General features: G+C 58.1%; 22 protein-coding genes and 3 pseudogenes. 10 read left to right on the top strand and 15 right to left on the bottom strand.

What is annotated here, in order from left to right; all coding sequences use genetic code 11:
* Window positions 1–10: 10 nt before the first annotated feature.
* On the top strand, window positions 11–1,474 hold the full coding sequence (locus tag ASC96_RS17370; protein WP_060504397.1) for an NAD-dependent succinate-semialdehyde dehydrogenase: 1,464 nt from the start codon (window positions 11–13) through the stop codon (window positions 1,472–1,474).
* A gap of 15 nt (window positions 1,475–1,489) precedes the next feature.
* Window positions 1,490–2,329 (top strand): alpha/beta hydrolase, encoded by an 840-nt coding sequence (locus ASC96_RS17365; RefSeq protein WP_060504396.1) that lies wholly within the window; start codon window positions 1,490–1,492, stop codon window positions 2,327–2,329.
* 120 nt (window positions 2,330–2,449) lie between these two features.
* On the opposite strand, the pseudogene ASC96_RS17360 reads toward ASC96_RS17365, so the two are convergent.
* From ASC96_RS17360 to ASC96_RS17325, 10 genes and pseudogenes are all read right to left on the bottom strand, one after another.
* A pseudogene (locus tag ASC96_RS17360) lies at window positions 2,450–3,031 on the bottom strand (GMC family oxidoreductase); the annotation flags it as partial.
* Between the two features lie 829 nt (window positions 3,032–3,860).
* Window positions 3,861–4,433, bottom strand: a complete 573-nt coding sequence (locus tag ASC96_RS17355) for an alpha-ketoglutarate-dependent dioxygenase AlkB (RefSeq protein WP_060504395.1) — start codon at window positions 4,431–4,433, stop codon at window positions 3,861–3,863.
* Window positions 4,423–4,950: a metallophosphoesterase family protein gene (locus ASC96_RS17350; protein ID WP_060504394.1), complete on the bottom strand. Its 528-nt coding sequence runs from the start codon at window positions 4,948–4,950 to the stop codon at window positions 4,423–4,425. The genes ASC96_RS17355 and ASC96_RS17350 overlap by 11 nt, the downstream gene beginning before the upstream one ends.
* Before the next feature lie 164 nt (window positions 4,951–5,114).
* Window positions 5,115–6,134 carry an ATP-dependent DNA ligase gene (locus ASC96_RS17345; RefSeq protein ID WP_280140014.1) on the bottom strand — a complete coding sequence of 340 codons (1,020 nt, stop codon included), beginning with the start codon at window positions 6,132–6,134 and terminating at the stop codon, window positions 5,115–5,117.
* 37 nt (window positions 6,135–6,171) lie between these two features.
* Window positions 6,172–6,336: a hypothetical protein gene (locus ASC96_RS33395; RefSeq protein ID WP_200956636.1), complete on the bottom strand. Its 165-nt coding sequence runs from the start codon at window positions 6,334–6,336 to the stop codon at window positions 6,172–6,174.
* Window positions 6,337–6,776: 440 nt separating this feature from the next.
* Complete coding sequence (locus ASC96_RS17335) at window positions 6,777–7,175, bottom strand: response regulator (protein ID WP_348270815.1); 399 nt, start codon at window positions 7,173–7,175, stop codon at window positions 6,777–6,779.
* Window positions 7,172–7,567, bottom strand: coding sequence for a sensor histidine kinase (locus ASC96_RS34415; protein ID WP_348270814.1), 396 nt, complete (start codon window positions 7,565–7,567; stop codon window positions 7,172–7,174). Before ASC96_RS34415 ends, ASC96_RS17335 begins: the two co-directional genes overlap by 4 nt.
* Window positions 7,524–7,835 carry an HWE histidine kinase domain-containing protein gene (locus ASC96_RS34410; protein ID WP_348270813.1) on the bottom strand — a complete coding sequence of 104 codons (312 nt, stop codon included), beginning with the start codon at window positions 7,833–7,835 and terminating at the stop codon, window positions 7,524–7,526. The genes ASC96_RS34415 and ASC96_RS34410 overlap by 44 nt, the downstream gene beginning before the upstream one ends.
* The gene (locus ASC96_RS34405; protein ID WP_348270812.1) at window positions 7,798–8,145 is read right to left on the bottom strand and encodes a PAS domain-containing protein; all 348 of its coding nucleotides are present in this window, start codon (window positions 8,143–8,145) and stop codon (window positions 7,798–7,800) included. The genes ASC96_RS34410 and ASC96_RS34405 overlap by 38 nt, the downstream gene beginning before the upstream one ends.
* Window positions 8,146–8,278: 133 nt before the next feature.
* Window positions 8,279–9,370: a PAS domain S-box protein gene (locus ASC96_RS17325; RefSeq protein WP_060504392.1), complete on the bottom strand. Its 1,092-nt coding sequence runs from the start codon at window positions 9,368–9,370 to the stop codon at window positions 8,279–8,281.
* Window positions 9,371–9,380: 10 nt separating this feature from the next.
* On the opposite strand from ASC96_RS17325, the gene ASC96_RS17320 reads away from it, so the two are divergent.
* From ASC96_RS17320 to ASC96_RS17300, 5 genes are all read left to right on the top strand, one after another.
* Window positions 9,381–11,003 (top strand): ATPase domain-containing protein, encoded by a 1,623-nt coding sequence (locus tag ASC96_RS17320; RefSeq protein WP_244482128.1) that lies wholly within the window; start codon window positions 9,381–9,383, stop codon window positions 11,001–11,003.
* Between the two features lie 21 nt (window positions 11,004–11,024).
* On the top strand, window positions 11,025–11,381 hold the full coding sequence (locus ASC96_RS17315) for a response regulator (protein ID WP_060504390.1): 357 nt from the start codon (window positions 11,025–11,027) through the stop codon (window positions 11,379–11,381).
* A gap of 134 nt (window positions 11,382–11,515) precedes the next feature.
* Entirely contained in the window at window positions 11,516–11,779 is a 264-nt protein-coding gene (locus ASC96_RS17310) for a hypothetical protein (protein ID WP_060504389.1), read from the top strand.
* Window positions 11,780–11,846: 67 nt separating this feature from the next.
* Window positions 11,847–12,113, top strand: a complete 267-nt coding sequence (locus ASC96_RS17305) for a SemiSWEET family transporter (protein WP_060504388.1) — start codon at window positions 11,847–11,849, stop codon at window positions 12,111–12,113.
* Between the two features lie 360 nt (window positions 12,114–12,473).
* Window positions 12,474–12,674, top strand: a complete 201-nt coding sequence (locus tag ASC96_RS17300; protein WP_060504387.1) for a cold-shock protein — start codon at window positions 12,474–12,476, stop codon at window positions 12,672–12,674.
* A 160-nt stretch (window positions 12,675–12,834) separates the two neighbouring features.
* Here ASC96_RS17300 and ASC96_RS17295 read toward each other — a convergent pair whose 3' ends face one another.
* A complete protein-coding gene (locus ASC96_RS17295; RefSeq protein WP_060504386.1) occupies window positions 12,835–13,350 on the bottom strand; it encodes a hypothetical protein in 516 nt (171 codons plus the stop codon).
* Window positions 13,351–13,832: 482 nt separating this feature from the next.
* Between ASC96_RS17295 and ASC96_RS17290 the strand changes: the two genes are divergently transcribed.
* The gene (locus ASC96_RS17290; RefSeq protein WP_060504385.1) at window positions 13,833–14,153 is read left to right on the top strand and encodes a low affinity iron permease family protein; all 321 of its coding nucleotides are present in this window, start codon (window positions 13,833–13,835) and stop codon (window positions 14,151–14,153) included.
* Between the two features lie 139 nt (window positions 14,154–14,292).
* Here ASC96_RS17290 and ASC96_RS33865 read toward each other — a convergent pair whose 3' ends face one another.
* From ASC96_RS33865 to ASC96_RS17270, 4 genes and pseudogenes are all read right to left on the bottom strand, one after another.
* Entirely contained in the window at window positions 14,293–15,042 is a 750-nt protein-coding gene (locus ASC96_RS33865; protein ID WP_244482126.1) for an MFS transporter, read from the bottom strand.
* A 486-nt stretch (window positions 15,043–15,528) separates the two neighbouring features.
* Window positions 15,529–16,068 (bottom strand): annotated as a pseudogene (locus ASC96_RS17280) (MOSC domain-containing protein).
* 180 nt (window positions 16,069–16,248) lie between these two features.
* Window positions 16,249–17,253 (bottom strand): sensor histidine kinase, encoded by a 1,005-nt coding sequence (locus ASC96_RS17275; protein ID WP_060504384.1) that lies wholly within the window; start codon window positions 17,251–17,253, stop codon window positions 16,249–16,251.
* A 259-nt stretch (window positions 17,254–17,512) separates the two neighbouring features.
* Window positions 17,513–18,202 carry a TetR/AcrR family transcriptional regulator gene (locus ASC96_RS17270; protein ID WP_060504383.1) on the bottom strand — a complete coding sequence of 230 codons (690 nt, stop codon included), beginning with the start codon at window positions 18,200–18,202 and terminating at the stop codon, window positions 17,513–17,515.
* Window positions 18,203–18,323: 121 nt separating this feature from the next.
* Here ASC96_RS17270 and ASC96_RS17265 point away from each other — a divergent pair.
* Both ASC96_RS17265 and ASC96_RS17260 read left to right on the top strand, forming a co-directional pair.
* Window positions 18,324–19,145 (top strand): annotated as a pseudogene (locus ASC96_RS17265) (cytochrome P450); the annotation flags it as partial.
* Between the two features lie 171 nt (window positions 19,146–19,316).
* Entirely contained in the window at window positions 19,317–20,633 is a 1,317-nt protein-coding gene (locus ASC96_RS17260) for an IS1182 family transposase (protein WP_060504381.1), read from the top strand.
* Window positions 20,634–20,844: the final 211 nt, after the last annotated feature.

The following is a 20,844-nucleotide window of genomic DNA, read 5'->3' as shown; positions in this document are numbered from 1 at the left end:
GATTTTCATCATGACGTTTCATGCCAAGATCAACGGCTATGCCAATCCTGCTCTGCATGCGGAAGGCCTCTATATCGGCGGCAAGTGGAGAAAGGGCGGCGGCATCGCCGTCATGGACCCCTCCACGGGCGAACAACTGGCCGAAGTCGCGGATGCCTCCGTTGAAGATGCGATGCAGGCGGTTGATGCAGCAGAAGCCGCCGCCGCTGAATGGCGCAACACGCCGACGCGCAAACGCTCGGAAATACTGCGGCGCTGGTTCGAGCTCATGACGCAACATGCCGAAGAGCTTGCCACGCTCATTGCACTCGAAAACGGCAAGGCGCTGCCTGACGCCCGCGGCGAAGTCGCTTACGCCGCCGAATTCTTCCGCTGGTATGCAGAAGAAGCAACGCGCATTCCCGGCGAATACCGCCATACCCCTTCAGGTTCACATCATATCATCGTCGATCACGAGCCAATCGGCATTGCGGTCCTGATCACGCCCTGGAACTTCCCGGCTGCCATGGCGACGCGAAAGATCGGCCCAGCTCTTGCAGCCGGTTGCACGGTGATCCTGAAGCCGGCTTCGGAAACGCCCCTGACTGCCTATGCCATGGCACGGCTTGGCGAAGAGGCTGGCGTGCCGGCAGGCGTCGTGAATGTACTGACGACAAGCAAGCCCGGCGCGGTGACCAACGCCATGCTGGCGGACCCCCGCGTACGTAAGCTTTCCTTCACCGGTTCCACCGGCGTCGGGCGGACACTTCTTGCTGAAGCGTCAAAGTCCGTGGTCAGCTGCTCGATGGAGCTTGGTGGCAACGCCCCCTTCATCGTCTTCGACGACGCGGACTTGGAGTCCGCTCTTGATGGCGCCATGATCGCAAAGATGCGCAACGCGGGTGAAGCCTGCACTGCCGCCAACCGATTCTACGTCCAGGCCGGCATCCATGATGCCTTCGTCGCCGGCCTCACCGCGCGCATGGCCGCGCTGAAGATCGGCCCCGGCTACGATCCTGCCACACAGTGTGGACCGATGATCACCACCAATGCCGTGGGCAAGATCGACAGACTGGTCACGGACGCTATTGCGGCGGGTGCACGCGCGACCACTGGTGGCAGCCCACTTGCGCAAAACGGCTATTTCTATCCACCGACCGTTCTCGAAAACGTACCTAAAAACGCCGCGATCGCGCGTGAGGAAATTTTTGGTCCCGTCGCGCCGGTCTATAAATTCGTGACAGAAGACGAAGCCGTCCAACTGGCGAATAACACCGAATACGGCCTCGCCGCCTACGTTTACACTCAGGATTTGAAACGGGCGATGAAACTCGGCAAACTGCTCGAGACAGGCATGCTCGGGATCAATAGGGGATTGATGTCGGACCCGGCCGCACCCTTTGGCGGCGTCAAACAGAGTGGCCTTGGTCGCGAAGGCGGCGTTACGGGAATCCTGGAGTTTATGGAGGCAAAGTATTACGCAGTGGATTACTGAGACCGGAGGAACCCAATGACGTCACAAGATCTTTACCGAATTCGCGATTTCGTACCCGATTTCGACGCTATCGCTGCCGAATTCGCAGAACGCAGCCGGCAACTATCAGCCACGTCCCGGCTTATGGCTGACATTCGGTATGGTGTACGCGACAGAGAGGTCCTGGACGTCATCCTGCCCGATAATATCAAGGGCGGTGCTCCACTGCATGTCTTCGTGCATGGCGGCTATTGGCGATCCGGCGAGAAGGAAAATTATCGTCTGGTCGCCACCCCCGTCCTTGCAGCCGGGGGTATCGCCGCTCTCGTCGAATATGACCTGATGCCCGGTCAACGCCTTGATGTCTTGGTGGATCAGGTGCGGCGGTCGGTATTATGGCTTCAGAAACATGCGGCCGAGTTTGGCGCAGACTCTGACAAAATTACCGTCAGCGGCCACTCTGCAGGCGCGCATCTCGCTTCCTTCCTCGCGGCCAGAGCCCCCGGTGAAACGGAACACCCTACCCTACCCGCCCTGCAGGAGATGTTGCTGGTGAGCGGTATATACGATCTTGCCGAAATCCCGGATAGCTTCCTGCGGGAGGAGGCGCATATGACCGCTGCGGAAGCTGCCGCATGGTCGCCTTTGACAGCGGTTCAGCTGCCTTCGCTGCGGCGGACAATCGCGTTTGGTGCGGAAGAAACGTCTCCCTTCCATGAACAAGCATTGGGGCTGAGTACGAAACTGGCCGCGCACAATAGTCCCGTCCAATTGCTACCGATACCGGGTCTCAACCATATGAGTGTCGTTTTAGATTTGGCGGACCCTTTTGGCCATCTCGGAGCCCAGGTTGCGACAATGGTTTCACACTGCTGATTATTATAGCTCTGAAAGGGAACAACCGCGCTTTCTGGCGGTGCTACTTTCCAATGTCTTGAACTTGAGAAAGGCTCTGCGCTGTCAAATAAAACGGCGCGGAGTTCTCCGCTGTTTAAATCAAACCGAGTGAGTGGCGGGTTCAAATCGAGAGCTCAGTCCATGGGATTTTCCGATCAGATCGGCTGCCCGCTCACCGATGACCACACAAGGCGCCATCGTATGGCCGGTGGTTATCCGTGGCATGATAGACGGGTCCGCCACACGAAGACCTTCAACGACGTAGACTTTAAGTTCATTGTCGACGACCGACATGTTGTCACGTCCCCTTTTTGGCGGTCGAGGTCTGGCGCCAGTAGGTGACGGCTGAGCGCCTGATAAAATCGATCTTGCCTGATCTGTCGCGCGCACCTGGGGCTGTTTCTCGTGCCACCAACGAGGAAAAACCCTCGCTGTTTCCGAACTCACGGCACAACTCGACCGCGGCCAGGGCGGCAGCCATGTCTTCGGGCTCGATGAGGAGTTTGGTTCGATCAGGATAGGGTCGTTTAGGTCTGGACCTTAGAGCCGCAGCCGACCGCGGCTTCTCGGCCGGGCAAGGCCACTGAACATTGTCTACCAATGCTCCGGCGTTTCAAGACCCGTCTCGGGCGGGGACGGAATCGCAAATTCCAATTGGCATTGAAGGATGTCCGGCTGGGACTCCACCGGACCCGCTCTCGGTGCATTCGATCAGGATCATCCGCAGCTCGCCCTGGCCCGTGACCGGAAAGACACCGAGGTCGATGACGACGTCCATGCAGCAGTCCAACCCTTGAACATCGTGCCTGGGATCATCCAGTTGGCTAAGTCCCCGCTTGCGAAACCTGTATCGCCCTGAGGATCGACATATCCATATGCACGCCGCGGCAAATCCCGAAGCTTTTAGGCAGAGGAGATGTAGCGGTCTTAAGCATTCGGCACACGGAGAAGCTGACGGACCTCTTCGCGGCAATGGCCGCATTGCCGCGGCATGCGTACACCAGTCGTTCTACAGGAGGCGACGACGGCATTCGTCGCTGGGTGCTCTTGATAGGATATGAACCTGAAACCCGTGCAGCAGGACCCGCTAAGCCATTGGCTAGTAATAGATTTGTCCTACTTGGACAATCGTGCCAGCCGACGGCGTATCTCTCCTGCTGGCAAACGGCACCTTGGATGAACCGCTAAGCGACTAAGCCCTGCATGCAATCTACAAATTCAACATGCCCGCCATTGCAAACTGATCCAACACCCATAGCACGCCATGGTCGCGTCTTCCGAACCTGTCACGACGGTGGGTTTCGCACTAATAACGCCGGTAGCCTTTCGGTCGGCTTGCGACCTTGCATACTGTCCTCTTGCGTCCTGTCCCACCCGCTGTTTGTCAGAGCCAGGTTGGGACATACGATCCGAGGCAACGGGATGCTCACCGGGCCTGCGCTGACGCCTCGGCTCGCGATTGCCGATAGCCGATAGCCCCTACACGTCTCTGTGAGGCCAGCAACGGCAATCATCCGGCATCTGCCAGCTCCCTGAAGGTGATCGAATATCGCAGCCGGTCGACGGGGGGAATTGAATGCTCCCATACGGTTCTTGCTAGGCCAGACAGAACGTAGATGGATCCGGGCTGCGCCTCGATCGATGCACGCTCCCACTTCTCGCCGTTCCGACGGCGAAGGCGAAATGTGCAGGGCGATAGCAGCGAGATGCCAACAACAACGCCAAAGACGGCCTTGTCTCGATGCCAGCCAATTGGCGCGCCGATATCATATTCGCTCACGAGGACCTGCTGAAGACGCTCTGGCGCCAATCCCGCGAAATCACCCGCAATATCACGCAACGGAAACAGAATGTCAGGTATGTCATCGGTCTTCTGGAGCGAGGCGAGAGTAAAATCATACTTCCAGCCGAATGAAACGGTCCGTCGCTTGCCCTCGAAACCATGGAAGTCGAATGCCTTGAACGGCAATGTCGGTATCCACGCGAGCCGTTCGTCTTGCGTCGCCCGCGAGATGGCATCCGGCTCGTAGTGAAAACCCTCCGGCAAACGCTGCGGCAGATTCCCGAAAAGATCATCCTGCATGCGCGGTGTCCTTTGATTGCAATCCCCTTGCCCGCTTTGCCAGCAACTCCGGCAGGGTCGTCGGGCGTAAATTACGTGGGTCAACACCAACGTCGAACTGGCGCGGCACGGGCTTCAATCTGCCATGGGAGTGACCATGCAGGTTGATCGACCCCCTGCCCATCCGGTTCCAGGTGCGGAACGGATAATGACAGAGAATGAGTCGCTGGCCGTCGATCGTCAGTTCAGCGTAGTGCTGAATGCTTGCCCACCCGGTAGCACTTGTGGTGTTGGGCGGATCATTGTTGCCGACAATGAGATGCTTTTGGCCGTGAAGCTGGGAGAGGAGCTGCTCGGCAAAGCCGGCCCGCTTGAACGCAAAATCTCCAAGATGCCAGATTTCGTCTTCCGGCGAAACACGGCTGTTCCAGTTCGAGATCAGGGCAGCATCATGGTCGGGCATGTTAGAGAATGGACGCCGATCAATGCGCAGCACGCGCGGGTCGCCGAAATGGGTATCGCCTGTGAAATAAATCATACCCTCAATCGCTGCCCGACCTGACTTGTTCGACTTGGAGGCTGCCGGCAGAGTTGCTCATAGTCGTTGCACATTGTTACATGCTCTGATGGTGAAGAGTTGGAAGCTCTTTCCTATTACAGCCTCCGAAGAAAGATGGAGTGAAGGAATAAAGCGCGCTGATCCTATCTTTCGATCTGTTGGTAATCGCATTGCAGCGGCTTCTTGTCCGGACGCCATCGGAGAAGCTTTGTGCCATGCCTGAAGCGGCGCCCGGTTACGTGATCGAAGCGAACTTCGACAACAAGTTCAGGCGCAAGAGGCTCCCATTCTGACGAGCGCTTCGTGTTCCATCGGCTTGGACCACCGGGAGCTTTGCCAGTGAACCCGGATCCTCCACGGAGCGCCTCTAACTTCTTCGTCAGCGCAGGCTTTTCCGCGTTGGTGATTGTCGATGTGAAACCGACATGGTCAAGTTCGCCCTTCTCATTGTAAAGGCCGAGCAGCAAGGAGCCGACAAGTTCGCTGTCGCTCTCGTATCGGAAGCCCCCCACCACGCAGTCGGCCGTTCGGAGCCGCTTCACCTTGGTCATTGCCCGCTCGCCAGGCAGGTATAGTCCGTCTAGCCGCTTGCAAACGATACCATCGGTATCACCTCCCGAACCCGACAGCCAAAAATTGGCTTTAGCTAGATCGCGTGTGAATGGAGATAGTATCAGCCGGTCGGCACCCGCTACTTCCTGCGCAAACTTCTCAAGTGCTGCGCGACGCTCGAGCAGGGGCTGATCAAGGATCGGCATCCCTAATGGGTTTAACAACATATCAAACGCGACGAGCCGCGCGGGAGTTTCGAGCGAGAGCTTCCTGATGCGACTTTCAGCCGGATGTAGTCTTGCCTGCAGAGCGTCGAACGACAATTTTCCACTGAGCTCGATGACCAGCTCGCCATCGATCACGAAACGCTCGACCGGGAGCCGAGACAGATACTGGACCACCTCCGGGAAGTACCGGGAAAGGGCCTTCCCCGATTTTGCCCGCAGATCGACATTGCTGCCGTGTTTGAACGCCAGGCAACGAAAACCATCCCATTTCGGCTCGTATTGCCAACCGCTGCCCGCCGGCAAGCTGTCTGCGGACCGTGCTTCCATCGGTTCGACCTCAAGCGAGAGGCCGAAATTGAAAACCTCGGGAGCTGCCTTGGTCACTTCGCTGCCCTTTTGCCGGACGCCGCGTTCCAAGGGATTACTCCGGCGACGGTTCGGCTGCTTCAGAGCCCGCGTCATTCTCGCTAGTCGGCTCTTTGCTGCTATGCGAACGAACCTGCTCTTGCCGCTTCAAATCCTTCTCGACGGTTTCCCTGCTGCCTTCCGCCGGATCCTGCTCTGGGTGCTTGTCATCGATCATCATCGCGGTTCTCCTTCGCCAAGCAAACCTCATCCGGAACCGAAAGTTCCAGGAAGCTCGTCGGGCAGCGAAGACCTATCCACCATCGTGACGCTGGCGAATTGAATCACCGATGTCACAGGGATAGGCCCGATGCGGAACTATCGGTACAGAGGCCGTTGCAAAGCGACGGCGCCCTCTTCTTCCACCGGCTTAACAACGATGGCTGTCTCGAGTGTCCCGACCGATCCGAGCTGAAGGATACCGATCTCGCCATCGGGGACGCGAAGGCAAGTGTGCGCGCTCATGTAGCAAGGCAGCGTCGAAGGAAACCAGGCGCGTCGGCCGCCGACCATCGAATATCGGACGCGGACGGAAGTCTTTCACAAGGTTACATTTCGCGAAGGCGGCTCTGTTTCTTCCTCGGTAGCCGGCTGCGCTGAATAGGCCGCTGCCTCAACTCTCTACGGGGCCATGTCGGTAATTTCGCCAACCGCCTGTGCGAGCTGTCGCATGTCCGTTGGCTTGCTGAGATTTCGGGCCCCCGCTAAGGCCGCGTTCTCGGCAAGTGCTGCCGGATCAGCGGCACTCGCGAGCACAAAAGGCACCCCGAGGGTCTTCAGCTGCAGGGCAACCGGGGTGACCCGCTCGCCGCCGAGGTCGACATCGAGCACCGCCGCATCGGGTGTTGTGTCATTGATGAGGCCTAGAGCATGGTCGACAGAGCTTGCCGGGCCGAGCACTTCGAAACCTGCGTTCGTTAAAGCCGATTTGACTTCCAGCGCTATGAAAAACTCGTCCTCAACAACGAGAACGGTGCGGGGGCCTGCATGGGTGTCGGCGGTCTGGTTCATGAAACTCATACCGGGATCCTGATCGTTGCGGCCAAACCTTCCGGAGCATAGGAAAGTTCCACGCGCCCGCCAAGATGAGCCGCCGTGCCCTCGATCATCTCGGTCCCGTAGCCTTTGCGCTGGGGCGGCTGAACAGATGGGCCGTTGTGTTCATGCCATCGGCAGTTCACGTAGGTCCGGCCCGCCAGTCCCTCTTCCAAGGCCCAGGTGACCCGAACGGTACCGTCGTTCTTCGATAGCGCGCCGTACTTCACTGCATTGGTCGCAAGCTCGTGGAAAATCATGCTGGCGCCCAGGATCTTCGATGGTCCGAGATGAACTATCGGACCATTGCAGCTGATCCGATCGCTCCACGTCTCACCGGCCGCCTGCTGCAACAGGTCCTTGAGGTCGGCGCTCATTACGAGCGGCAATCTCCTGGGCGCGCAGCGTGACTTCGAGACGACCAAGAAACGCGTCTCGGTACTCAGCCGCGGTGCGGCCTTCGGCCTGCGTCTGCAAAGCGAGCGCCCGGACAACTGCGAAGAGGTTCTTCATCCGGTGGCGCGTTTCGCCGAGAACGAAGTCCATCTCAGCATCGTGCCGCTGGCGCTCGGTGACGTCGTCGAACAGCGCCAGGATATGGGTGCTGTTATCGTCCGGGTGGACAAGGCGTCGGGCGTCGACCAAAGGTACGATGTCCAATTCCGGGAAAATCGTGTTTTACCTCGAAGCCGATGACAGCTGCCGCCCGTGGAATAACACCGGCAATCAGCTCACGGAGTTCGGGGACATCCCATTGGCCATTGCCAATATCAAATAGGCACTCACCGAGAAGATCGTCACGTTCCACCTGGAAGGTCTTGATGAAGGCGTTATTGGCGGTGGTGACGCACAAACGCTGGTCGAGGACGACGATCGGCTGCGTCATAGTGTCGACGACGCCCTGGGCTTGAACGTGACCGCTCCTTAGCAGGCGATAAAGGTCCTCTAACATCATCGTTCGCTTCCCCTGCCCAGCGTCACGTCGCGCGGCGTATACGTTATTTTCTCGGTCGCGACAGCGCAGAATACCGCCGAGCGTTTCAGCAGAACGAGCAACTGACCTCGCCGTTCCCCGTATGGATTTGACCTTATGATGGAAGGGCGAAGGCGTCGCGCGGAATCGTCAGCCTAAGCAGAAGCCCGTGGGACTGCCACTCCCTTGACACCTGCGCATTTAAGCTCCGAACCACCATCTGCTCCAGCGTCGTCCCGAACCCCGGGTTCTTCGTCTCGGCGGTGCCCGCTGCGTTGCCGTTCGATTCCAGCCAGGCAATGTCGACAAGGTCGGACCTCGAGCTCAAGGTGACATCGAGCCGCCCTTCCGGCGCAGAAAGAGAACCGTACTTTACGGCGTTGGTGGCATATTCATGAAACAGCAGTGCAAGGCTCGTCACCCTGTCGGCGCTGATCTGGACATCCTCGCCATGCAGCCGCCATCGGCCAGCATCCTTGTTTTCGAAGGGAGAGAGCAGGTTGGATAGGAGCGTAAAGAGCGTGGTCGGCTGCTCCGCGAACGCTTCGTCGCCGGTGAAGCTCGGCAAGGTCATCTCGTGAGCCCGCGACAGAGCAAAGAGGCGGTCCTTCATATCCGTTGCGAGCTCAGCTGGTGTCCGCGCCGTCCGCGCCGCCAACGTGATAATGCTCCCGGTAACTGCGAAAAGGTTCTTTACACGGTGGTGCATCTCGCGCAGCAGCAGATCTTGATGGTCTGCCGCACGCTTGCGATCGGAGATGTCGCGAGCGATCTTCGATGCGCCGATGATCTTACCGTCACTGTTGCGGATCGGCGAGATCGTCAGGGAGAGATCGATCAGGCTTCCGTCCTTACGACGGCGGATCGTTTCAAAGTGGTCCACCCGCTCGCCTGCGTTAATCCGAGCCAGGATCGCCGGTTCTTCGTCCAGACGGTCCTCCGGGATCAGCATTGTGATCGGCCGGCCCACGGCTTCGTCCGCCGTATAACCAAAAACCCGCTCGGCGCTCTTGTTCCAGGTTGTGATGATCCCGTAGAGCGACTTGCTGATGATGGCGTCCTCTGAGGATTCAACGATTGCCGCGAGGAAAGCAGCTGCATCATGCCCTGGCTGCGCGGCGCGGACACCCGCCTCAAGCTCATGAAGACGGTCTTCGGCCTTGTTGCGGTTGCCGTCCCCATCACCGTCAACGATTCTGTCTGCCATTGGCGTTCACGTGTCCCAGGATGTAAATCGAAAAGAACTTGAACGAGAGGGGTGTCGCGCCCTTCGCGCGGACAATAGCGCCTTCGCGCTGAAAATAAAGCATTTTGTATCAACGCGCTGTTGCAATATCGTCCACTGGACCTACGGTGCGACCACCCTCCTCTTCTGGATGACCAATTCCATGCACGAACTTCTACGACTATCCACTGGTATCCCCCGCCTGGACATCATCCTGGGCGGCGGCCTCGTCGAAGGGGCGTCCTACATCGTGCAGGGTCAACCCGGCGCGGGCAAGACGATCTTTTCCAATCAGGTGGCGTTTGCCAACGTCTCCAAGGGCGGCAAGGTTCTCTATGTGACCCTACTCGCCGAAACCCATGACAGGCTGTTTCAGTCGCTTGGCACCCTGGAATTCTTCGACCGGTCACAGCTCGGCACGAACATCACCTACGTCAGCGTGTTTCAGACGCTGCGCGACGAGGGGCTGCCTGCCGTTGTCAGCCTCATTCGGCAGGAGATTGCTCGCCAGGGTGCAACTCTGCTGGTGTTCGACGGCCTGCTCAACGCCAGTGACCGAGCGGATACCAATCTCGATGTGAAGACCTTCGTCGCCGAGGTCCAGAGCCAGGCCGCTTTCGTCGGCTGCACCGTCCTGTTTCTGACCAGCACCCGCATCGCCGAGGACAGCCCGGAGCACACCATGGTCGATGGTGTCATCGAGCTCCATAACGAGTTGGTCGGCGTCCGTACCGTCCGCCGACTGCAGGTCAAGAAGTCGAGGGGAAGCGCGGGGCTCGGTGGCTATCACCAGTTCGAGATCACCTCAGCCGGGCTGATCGCCTACCCTCGGCTGGAAGCTATGCTCTCGACCACGACATCCGAGGATGATCCCGGATCAGTAGTGATTAGTTCGGGCACTGCCGGATTCGACGCGATGCTCGGCGGGGGCTTGCCGGAAAGCTCCGTGACGTTGGTCTTCGGCCCCTCGGGATGTGGCAAGACGGCATTGGGGCTGAACTTCCTGAGTCAGGCGAGCGTCGAGGAGCCGGCGCTGCATTTCGGGTTCTATGAGACCCCTGCCCGCCTGCTAAAAAAGGCGCGAGCGCTGGGGGTTGACCTAGATGGACCTCTCGCGTCGGGAGCGTTGGAGGTGATCTGGAACCCGATGACGGAAAACCTGCTGGACAAGCTCGGTCACCGGCTTCTCGATGCGATCCGGTCCCGGGGTGTCAAACGTCTTTTGATCGACGGGCTTGGTGGCTTCGAACGGGCTGCAGTGTATCCGCCTCGCCTCGTAGAATTTTTTGCCGCTCTTACGAACGAAATTCGGGCTCAGGGCGTTACCACACTCGCAACCTGGGAATTGCGGGACCTCTTCGGTCCGACGGTAACGGCTCCGGGCTCAGAAATTTCCAGCCTACTGGATAATCTGGTGATGCTGCGCCAAGTAGAGATCGGCTCCCGCTTCAAGCGTACGATCTCGGTGTTGAAGGTCAGGGACAGGGAGTACGAGCCAGTGATCCACGAGGTTGGCTTTGGAAATAAAGGTCTGCTCATATCCGCCCCCCTGGAGGCGGTCACTGGAGCAACAACAGGTGTGGCCAGCCCCGTCGGTGCGGAACCACAAACCTGAAGAAAGCATGAGCCGAACCAGATGCCGCTAATCGTAATTGCCGAGGATGAGTTTCTGATTGCTGACGTTCTGGCGATGATGCTGGAGGATGCCGGCTACGAAGTGGCTGCGGCAGCGCATGGCAAGGCAGCACTCGCTTTGGTTCGGGAAAAGCGCCCCTCACTCGTCATCACCGACTTTATGATGCCGCTGATGACCGGTCTCGAGCTTGCGCAAGCGATGCGCGCTGACGGCGAACTGTCTAATATCCCCATTATCCTCGTAAGCGGCGCTCAAGGAAGCATTGGCCGCGCTCATCCAGACGCCTTTGATGCTGTTCTCGATAAACCCTACAACGAGGAAAAGCTTATTGAGACCGTGTCCCGCCTTTTATCCTAAACACCGAAACGCGACGCAGGCTGTTGGATTTGGCGGCCGGCTAACGCGATAACGCCCGGCCATTAGCCGGAACCACTGCGTGGAACCAATACCTCGGCGGGGGGTTTGATTGTTACCGCTTAAGGAACAATCGAATGACCAGCACTGCAGTGATGATGTCCCCGCACGAACTGCCTGCCGTTCTCGAGGATACCTCTCTTCCGCTCCCCACTCCCCAGATCTCGGCTGTTCATGAGTGGACCGCGATTGTCCAGACCGGTTGGCAGCTTGCCCTTATGCCCATGATGGCGTGGTCTTCGCTTTATGCCGCGTCATGGCAGTTTTGGGAGCGTTCGCCGCGTGCCAAGCTGTCACGGGCAGCCGTTCCCGGTGCCAGTGCACCGACGAGTGTGTCTTAGACAATCTCGATCACTTCGAACAACGGCTCACAGCATCTCCCCGTAAATTTGGTTCGGAAACAGATCTATGGATAGTGCTCTGATCGTTGGCTATCTCGCCTCCATATGCTCGGTCAGCAGCTTTGTGCCGCAAGCCTGGAAAATTGTCCGCACCGGGAACACGGAAGCGATTTCCGCGCGGATATATGTCTTGACCGTTACGGGCTTTGCGCTCTGGACAGTCTTCGGCGTTCTGCGGGTGGAGTGGCCGATCATCATCACGAACGCAATCTGCTTTTGCCTGTCCGCCATCATCCTGTCAAAAAAACAAGGGGCGAAGCGTAATGCGCAATAAGGAACGACGATCGGACCGCCCTCCCCTGCCCTTGCACAGTTTGCTGTCGACGACGATGATGAACTGGTGATGCACCCCTTCTCAGACCTTCAACATGGCCAATGACTGGCCGATGTTCATACTGCAGGCGATCGTTCTGATCGCCTTTGTCGGTGTGTTTTTCATCCGAGGCCCCGGCGATGCAGACTAAGCGAGACCGGCGTGGTTGGATTATGGTTCTCAGCGCGTTCCTGTTCCTATCCAATAAGCTTTGACGCAATCTTCCGCCAACACAATACTCGGATCAGTGGTTGCGGATCCAATAGACATTTTTTAAGTTGATTTCGCGGCACGTATGCCCATTGAACTCGAGAGGAATGCATGGCGACTGGGACAGTAAAGTTTTTCAACACCGACAAGGGTTTTGGTTTTATCACGCCGGAGAACGGCGGGCAGGATGTGTTCGTTCATATCTCGGCTGTTCAGGGCGGTGCCCTGCGCGACGGCGTGAAGGTCAGCTACGATCTGGGACAGGACCGCAAGACCGGGAAATCCAAGGCAGAAAACGTCCAGGCGCTTTGATCGCCCACAGTGCCACGCCGATAGGCTCGATCAAGCTCGCTGTCCTATCATGGCCCAAGGCGCCAACTGTTACAGTTGCCTCTGTATGGCAGCCGATAAATGCAAAACCCGCGGCGGCATTGCTCCGCGGGTTTTCATTTCCATGGGAAATAAGCCCTCTTTATTGTTCGTCGAGTTCCCAAATATGGGAGATTTCCTTGGCACGCTGTGCGCGGTCCTCGGCTGTCGTTAACGGCACCACTGCAATCTCAGGCACATCGTGTCGGATGGCCTCCAGGATCGTTTGCATTTCGGTGTCGTGGATCTCTCGATTGGCTATCGCTCCCCGTGTTGACATCCAATTCGCATAACGGCGCTGCACTTCAGGCATCGTAATTTCGCCAGCAATCCAAGCCTCGATCCAGGCCAGGAACCGGGGATCCCGCTCGACCGGAAAGCCCGCTGCCTCCTTGGTCGCTACCGATCGCTCCCATCGGGCACGACGCTCGTCTGAAGTCCAGACTGTCATTCCTCTGCCTCGCCCTGCTCCCGCGTCTCTCGAAGCGCGCAATCTTTCGCTCTTCGACCGCACGGCGTGCTTCTCGCTCTCGATCGCCTCAAGCGCTGCCGCTTTCGAGGTTTCAAATACACCCTTTGCTGATGCGCCTCTCGTGCGCCGTTGATTTTCTTCCGCCATGACATTCCTCATAGATCGCTCATTTGAAACTAATCTCGGATCAGTTCAAAAGACCAACGAAATTCACTTCACATAAAATTTTCTCACCGATATAGCCAATGCAGCCAACGTTACACAGCCAGGGCCTCTCCTTTGATCCGAAAAAGCATGCTCTTTCAAATTCTTAACTTGGTTGTTCGCGATCAACTCACCCAACTTTGAGCCCCGGAGCCCCATTTGCCCTTAGTGCTGCCTCGAAGAAGCCGAAGACGGCCGAGAGCCAGACCGATGCCGCCGCCGGCGCGCTGCGTGGGTGGGACGAATTCGACGTCGACGGGCTGCTGCGATAGCCGTGGTCCTGAACGGATTTCAGTGACAGAAGTCTTCGAAGGTTCGTCGATGAGACCGCGCCACGATATTTGAATGCGACTCCGTGGGTTTTCCAAAGCCGGAACACAAGCCCGTTCTGGGGGTTCCATCTCCACGAAGATCGGAGATCCGTCATGCGATTTCGCTCATTATTGACAGATCTGGGTACCTGGACGTCGAGCCCGTACGCATTCGCAATCGTCGCGATCTACGCTGTTTCCTGGCTGATCTTCAGCCCTGAGACGCTGGAATGGCACGGGATCGCAACGCTCATCACCTGGATCATGACATTGTTTATCCAGCGTGCCGAACATCGGGACACGCAAGCGATCCACGCCAAGCTTGACGAACTTCTCCACGTCCACGGTGACGCCCGAAACGAAATCACTCAGCTAGACGAAAAAGAACCCGAGCAGATCGAGGCGTTTCGCGATCAGCACACAAGGTCCGACTAGCTGCGGCCGTATCCTCGTCCATGACGCCCTCACGCAGCTTTCGATAACCGCAGTTTTCTTAGGTCGCGGGACAACGCCGGATCGGCTGAAGTGTCGCTCCGGATGGGGCTGTGGCACGCCATCGGGCAAATCGTCGCTATCAACGTAGGCGCCGCCATTCGCGGAGCATGTAGAACAGAGCAAAGACGGCCAGCGCAGCTCCGATCGTAACGGGACCGGCAGCAAGGGAATGCCCGCTCATCACGGCACCGACCACTGTCGAACCCGAACCGCTTCCCGCCGCATAGGCAAGCGAGTAAGCGGCACTTCCAGAGACCAGAGCGTCGCCGGAGTAGCGTTCTCCGAGAAGCGTGAGGGCACAGGTATAAAGCGCGAAACTGGCTGCCCCGAGCATCGCGAAGACGATGAGAAAGGCAGGGCCGCCCTCGATAAAGGGGATCAGGAAAAAGGAGACGCTGGCAAGCAAGGCCGCCCCTATCCCGATCGCCGGTCGGTTGACATGATCGAGCAGCCAGCCCACCACTGGCTGGGAAATAGCAGTCGGAAGCGCAACCATAGTCACGGCGGTCGCGGCAAAGGCCTGGGAGAAGCCGACATGCACCAGGTAAGCCGGCATGGCCGATATCGCCGCGATGTCCGCAAAACCATACATGAAGACCATCGTGACCAGGAGAGGCGCTCCTTTGATGAACCTGATCAACCCCTTCGAGCGCGATGGCTGAGGCAGGGTTGTGGCGCGTCGGGTCAGCAGAGCCGAGAAGAAGGCGATCCCCGCCACATAGATGGCCGTCACGGCAAAGCTCAAGCCTGACCCCGTGCCGAAGCGGGATGGCGAGCGGACCAATGGAGAAACCGGCGCATAGGCCGGCGCCGTAGAGGCCGGAGACACGACCGCGGACAGCCTCCGAAGAGGCGGTGTTCAACCACGCTTCGCTGACGATGAAGACGGAACTGGCGCACAGCCCGAGAAGGAAGCGCAGGCCACACCAGACCCAGAAACCATCGAATGCGCTCATCGTCAGCAATGACAGCGCACAACCGAATAGACCAATGATGATCAGGATGTCACCGCGCATAAGACGCATCAGCTGATCGATCGTCAACGTGGCGAACGCAAAGCCGGCCTCATAGAAGGACGCGTTTAGCCCGATATGAGCATCCGTCTCTCCGCGCTGTTGCAGGACCAGGGTTATCAGCGGATAAGTCAGGCCCTGAGCAACGGCAAAGGCAGTCACACCGAGAACCACAGCGGTTATCGCCGCTCGGTCTGTCTGGATTCTGGCAGTGCTGGCGTTTCCGATCATCTTTTGAGCCTCGTGCAATGCGTAAATCGGCCGATGCGGGGGAGTGGCTTGCCCCAATGGCCTTTGCGTCCTCACACCACTTTGAGCGGACGCCAGGGTGTGGGAGGTAACTCAGCGTCAACGGGATCGCCCGCTCGCACCTCGCCTCCCGTCACGACGATGGCCATCACGCCGGTCTTGCGCATAAGCCCGCCGTCGTCGTCCTTGCCGAGAACAGCTTTCATAAGGCCTTTTTGGAACCGATCGATCTGGATGCATGGGTTTCGAAGACCCGTCACTTCAAGCCGCACGCTTTCCCCAATCCTCAGATGGGTCCCGGCAGGGAGTTCGAGAAGCGCGATGCCCTGCGTGGTGATGTTTTCACCGAGGTCGCCCGCGGAAACCTCGAACCCTTGCTGGTGCAGTTCGGTAAACAGTTCCGAGTGGATCAAATGGACCTGCCGAAGGTTTGGCTGCGTCGGGTCTCTTGCAACGCGCGAGCGATGTTTGACTGTCACCCCAGAATGGGCATCACCATCGACACCGAGGCCGTCAACGATCTCGATGACGTTAACGACGGGTTTGGAGAAATCATGTGCGCGCGATCGCTATACGGAAACAACCTTTGACATAAGGCAATCTAGGATGCGAGCCGGAGAAAGGGCAAGCGAAACAAAATCAGACGACACCTGTGTTTTCCGCGAAGGTCTGAGTTGCGCCTGGAGAGCGTGCAAAAGCAACGACTACTCGGTCTGAATGCGGGGCCTAGCCACGTGTCACGGCGCCCTCTTTTCCTTCGAGGCGACACGCCATCAGCGAGACAAGCTGTCCGCGTGAAGAAAGAGCCTCACGATCAAGCCGTTTTTCGACCATTCGTGATCGACCCTGCCACGCAACTGTGCCGTCACCGTCCGATGAAGTAGCTTGCTGCCATAACCGGTCGAAGACGGTTGTGGAGCAACCTCTGGCCCGCCTTGCTCTGTCCAGACGATCTCAACCTCACCGTCGGTGAGTGTCCCAGAGACGTCGAGTGTTCCAGCCGCCACAGAGAGCGCACCATACTTCAGCGAGTTGGTGGCAAGCTCGTGGATAACGAGGGCAAGGCTGGTCGCCGCTGTCTCGCCGATGCCCATGCGCGGGACCGCGACACGAATGCGTCCGGCAAAAGCGCCATTGTCGTCGTAAGGCGCCAAAAGGACAGAGAAGAGATCGCCGAGCAGTGCTGCCCGCCCTTGCGCGTCAGGAAGCGGGCGAACGAGATCATGGGCTCGACCAAGCGACGTCAGTCTCTGCGTCAGTTGCAGCGCCATCTCCTCTTTCGTTTCAGTCGACCGCGCGGTGATCGCCGTCAAGGCGCTCGCCAATGCCAAAAGATTTTTGACGCGGTGGCTCATTTCTCCGGCAAGCAGTTCGTTCCCTTCTTCAGCCTGCTTGCGCCCCGTGACGTCGAGGAAGATGCCGCTCATCGTGCGTCCGACGATGCCTGCATCGTTGCCCTTGCCGCGAGCAGAGATCCACCGGATATCCGACACGCCGGTCATAATGCGGAAATCGATCTCGTAGGGACCGACGATCGCCCGGGTCGCGACGAAGGCTGCTCTTACCCGATCCCTGTCGGCCGGATGGATTTTTTCGGACAGATGCTCGAAGGCGAGTGGCCCATTGGGCTCAACATCCCAAAGTTCGTAGCCCTTCTTGTCCATGGTGAACGTGTCGTCGTCGACATTCCAGGTCCAGAGCGCAACCCCTGCCGCCTCGAGGGCGCTCCGTAACTGTTTCTCGTTCCAGGCGGGAAGTGTATCGACAACGCTACTCACTGAACTTAAAGCCCCCCAATCTGAACCCACCAGGACCGATAACTTGGTGTTCGAATCCCGTTCCAGTCAAGGGGAGTCAAAGGGGAAGAGGAGGGATTTCGCGGTTGAAACCAGGTGGCTGAGATTTGAGCCCGACTTCCAAAGTGAGGGCCGGCGACAGCAGCGACCCTCCCGGTCATAACGCAAATAAAATGGCGCTTACCGCAAAGCATGTTTATCTAGGCGTTCTCCGGCAAGGCATCGCTTCAAGACTGACGCCTCAAATCGCAGGTTTTTGCGCGACGATGGGATGACCAAACGTGGCGTTCAACTCGATCTGTGCTGCATCCGACAGGTAAGGCCTGAATAGGCTTGCAACCTGCCTTAGTCCCCAGTCGAGATGTTCCTCTTCTAGCTTCTCGACACCTTCCTGCAGGCTGAGATACACAGCCCAGTAGGTCGATACGATCCAGACATTGGCAAGCAACTGAGGAGCGTCTTCGTCGGGAACATCGATAAGTTGTGCATCCGTCATTTGACGGAGTGCTCCTTCGACGACGATCCGCATCCCACTGCTGAGGGCGCGGGTCGGCTCGCGCAAAGATGGGGCGATGGCAATGACGCCAGGCAGATCCCGGAAAATGTAACGATGGTTCCAGACGATCGAGAACCAGCGCCGCATAAAACCCGAGAAGGTGCCTGGGTCAGTTTCCGTATTCGAAGCCGCCTTGGTCATAAAGGAAGCTGCGTCCGCTTCCAGTCTTTCGAACAGCGCCTGGAGAAGCGCTTCCTTGGTTTTGAAGTGATAATAAAGATTGCCTTCGTTGATCCCGACCGCACGAGCAATTTCGGCAGTCGTAACCCGATCCGGTGCTCTGTCATTGAAGAGCGCCAGGGTGGCATCCAGGATCCTATCCCGGGTGCTAGCCCCTTCGGCCTTGGGCGTACGCTCGGTCGCTGCTCTTTTCATCTCATCCCTTGCATCGCTAAGGTACGCACCTTAACTCTTTAAGGTAAGCACCTTACTCATAGATTACGCCGAGTTGGCGGGCAAGGATGTAGCGATGGATACCAAAGCTCTGAATGACGGCATGCCGAAGACCACGTTTCCGCTGACGCCGCAGTCGACGCTCGGTGCTCTACTGGCGATCGTACGTAATCCGCTCGACGCGCTTCCGCCGTCGATCTTCACGGAACCGGTAGTGTTTTCGAAGACTGCCGGAGAACTGAAGGTCTACCTGGCCGACCCGGTGTTGATCCATGAGGCGTTGGTGAAAAATGCTGACACGCTGGGGAAGGGCGATCAGGTTAGGCGGGCGCTCGGACCGGCGCTCGGTCAAGGCTTGTTGACCGCCGATGGCTCCCACTGGAAATGGCAACGGCAGTCCGTCGCCGGTGCGTTCCGGCACGACAAACTCCTCGAACTGCAACCGACGATGATTGCAGTGGCTCAGCGCACGCGCGACAGGTGGATTGGCATGGGCAATAGAACGATCGACGTCGGCCACGAGATGATGCGGACCACGTTCGACATTATCGTCGAGACGATGATGTCCGGTGGCCATGGCATTGATGTCGAACGGGTCGAGAAAGGCATTTCCGACTTCCTCAAGCCGACTGGCTGGACGTTCGCGCTTGGACTTTTGCGCGCACCCGAATGGATACCGTACCCCGGTCGCGGCAAGGCCGAGGCAGCCGTCGAGTTTCTGCGGTCCAGCCTGCTGAGCGTGATCGAGACGAGGCGCAAACACCCGGATGACCGCCACGATCTTGTGAACATGCTTTTGTCGGCCGCAGATCCGGAAACCGGACGAACAATGAGCGACGCGGAGATCGTCGACAACCTCATGACCTTCATCACAGCTGGTCACGAAACAACCGCGCTCGGGCTCACCTGGACATATGATCTCCTAGGAGGCCGTCCACGATTTCGTGCGGAAGGGGTGGACGTTCAGGCTTTGATTTGATTCAGTCCATTCATGAGCAAGAGTTTTCTCCCTTGGAATGTTGAGCANCTAGGAGGCCGTCCACGATTTCGTGCGGAAGGGGTGGACGTTCAGGCTTTGATTTGATTCAGTCCATTCATGAGCAAGAGTTTTCTCCCTTGGAATGTTGAGCAGGTATCGCTGTTTCCAGCGTCAGTTCTCGATTACGTGCCTTTGTCGCACCCCGCACACTTTGTTCGGGATCTGGTGCGCGATGAGCTGAACCTCGATGGGATTTATGTCTCTTATGAAGATGCGCGCGGAGCGCCGGCGTTTCATCCGGCCATGATGACGGCATTGTTGTTGTACGCTTACACGCAGGGCATTTATTCCTCACGGCGGATCTCGCGCGCTTGCGAAGATAGGCTCGATTTCCATGCAGTTACCGCGAGTTCGAAGCCTGATTTCCGGACGATTTCGGAGTTTCGCAAGCGTCACCTCAAAGCCCTGTCAGGCTTGTTCGTGCAGGTGCTGAAGCTGTGTGCGCAGGCGGGCCTGGTCAAACTGGGACACGTGGCGTTGGATGGAACAAAGATCAAAGCCAACGCCTCGAAGCATAAGGCGATGAGCTATGCTCGAATGCAGAAGGCAGAGATTATCTTGGCCGCTGAAGTTGCCGGTTGGCTGAAGGCGGCCGACGCTGCTGACCGCAAAGATGATGCAAGTCTGGGCACGGATCAGCGCGGTGACGAGATGCCGGACTGGGTTGCCGACAAACAGAAGCGGTTGGCCAAGATCAAAGAGGCCAAGGCAGCGCTTGAGGCAGAAGCCAAGGCGCAGGCAGACGCCAAAGCAAAAGATAACGACGATGGTTCAGGCAACGGGCCGCGGCCCGGCCGCAAGCCGAAGCATCCTCCCGGTGAGCCCAAGCCAAAAGCACAGCGCAATTTCACCGACCCCGACAGCCGGATTATGCCTGGTAGAGACGGGTTCATTCAGGCCTATAACGGGCAAGCGGCTGTGGACGCGACCGCACAGATAATCGTTGCACATTCGTTGTCGAATTCGCCCGCAGATGCGCCTTGCCTGGTTCCGCTTACAGACGCGATCACGCGGAATATGGGGAAGTCACCCAAGGAGATTTCGGCGGACGCTGGCTATTGTTCGGAAGCAAACCTCGCCGCCCTCGAAGAACGTAAGATTTCCGCTTACATCGCAACCGGTCAGGCAAAGCGGCCGGCGATTGGAGGCAAGGTGGGCGGCCCGCTCACCCAGGCAATGCGTCGCAAGCTAAAGCTCGGCGGCCACCGAAGTCGCTATCGTCTTCGCAAGCAATTGCCCGAGCCGGTTTTCGGCCAGATCAAACAGGCGCGCGGCTTCCGGCAGTTTCTCCTGCGCGGTCTTGATAAGGTGCGAGACGAGTGGAGCCTCATTTGCATCGCCCACAATCTCACCAAGTTATGGGCGGCTGGGTAAGAAGCCCTCTCAAAAAGTGCGCTAACGGCGATGCAAGCGCGATTGATGCTGCATCCGACTGCCTTCAATTGCCGCAACACAACAAACCTTTTCGCCAATGCTCATGCCGACAAAGGATCCGCGGACACAAAATCAATTCGTGGACGCCCTCCTAGGCTTTTTACCGCGTATTTTCTTGTAACCCTTCGGTGCTGGATTTTGGCGTCGCATT

Origin of the sequence: Rhizobium sp. Root1204 (assembly GCF_001424965.1) — a bacterium.
GTDB lineage: Bacteria > Pseudomonadota > Alphaproteobacteria > Rhizobiales > Rhizobiaceae > Pararhizobium.
This window is presented reverse-complemented; position numbering and strand designations above follow the sequence as displayed.